The organism is Borrelia sp. A-FGy1 (assembly GCF_014084025.1).
Classification (GTDB): Bacteria; Spirochaetota; Spirochaetia; order Borreliales; family Borreliaceae; genus Borrelia.
In genome coordinates this window covers 1-1161 of record NZ_CP043719.1, presented here as the reverse complement: position 1 = coordinate 1161, position 1161 = coordinate 1, and the positions used below count along the sequence as shown (strand labels likewise).

The 1161-nt window shown below is 32.7% G+C and carries 1 protein-coding gene and 1 pseudogene; one reads left to right on the top strand and one right to left on the bottom strand.

All coding sequences use genetic code 11. The features are described 5' to 3' along the window. Nucleotides 1-350 precede the first annotated feature (350 nt). Nucleotides 351-878 carry a hypothetical protein gene (locus F0310_RS05700; protein WP_182117993.1) on the top strand — a complete coding sequence of 176 codons (528 nt, stop codon included), beginning with the start codon at nucleotides 351-353 and terminating at the stop codon, nucleotides 876-878. Between the two features lie 31 nt (nucleotides 879-909). Here F0310_RS05700 and F0310_RS05695 read toward each other — a convergent pair. Further along, nucleotides 910-1161: pseudogene (locus F0310_RS05695) on the bottom strand (hypothetical protein); the annotation flags it as partial.

The window sequence follows — 1161 nt, the reverse complement described above, 5'->3', positions numbered from 1 at the left end:
CAACTCCACCTCTTGTCTCTCTTTTCTTTGTCTTCTCTTTACTTTCCTCTTTTTTTAAAGGCATTTCTTTAGAATTCTTTATCAAAAAATAAACAAAGAATATTCCACCTAAATTTCATAGAAATTATAGGTGGAATATTCTTTGTTTATTTTTTGATAAATGTTGCAGGATCAGGTGAAAGCTTGTATATGTGGCTGTGCTGCAAAAGAGAGTTGTATGCCCAGATTTCGCGGAGAAGGTTGGTAATTTCGTATTTCAGGAATATGACCCTAGTTGATTTGACACGGCCTATAAATGGGATTTTACACGTCGTCAGGCATGGCACGATAAGTACACTGTAAATGAAAATTTGGCAATAATTTGGCCAAATAATCTTGAGGCAAGGTTTAACGCTGACTCTAGCATCAAGCTAGTTCATGAGGAGTACTATCCAACAAAGGCTAGAATTTGGTTTAAAAATACTGCTAGTAGTCAAGGCTCAAGATACATATATTACTTTGATATTTACGGCGACGTGTTTTACACAACTGTAAAGAATGTGCTACAAACAGATAATAAATCCTCTTATTATGCAAAACGAGCAGAGTATGCTACAATATTCGTTTTTGATTCAAACTCTGAAGTAAGGCTTTTTGATTTTCTAACTAACTTAAGGGGCATGGGGCATACAATAGTAAATTTTAGGTCATCTCAAGAACTGGAACTTACAGACTTTGTTCGCCTTAGAATAGAGGAAAAAGAGCTAGAACACTTTTTCTTGATTTTATCAAAAAAGATATCGCGGTTTGATATGCAAAGACGCTTTTTTGAATATGAGGCCTTAACCTGGGGAGGGGATTACTCTCATTATGACTATATAAAACCTCAGCACACATAGGTCTACTAGATAAGACTATCTCTATTTACTTTTCTATTATTATTGAGTTTCCTTGATTATTAGTTCTATAAGTTTGCCTATTTTTCTTACTCCTATATTTTATATTTAGGAAATCCTTGTATTCTATTTCCTTTTTTAATTTCTCTAAAAAAATTACTATACGCAAAATTTAAGTCCATCCACGCACTACAAAGAGCTAAACTACGAACTTCTTTTAAAAAAGGAAATTCTTTCCTATATTTACTTGGATAAGTAATTAAACTCTTTTTGTTTTTTTCATAAT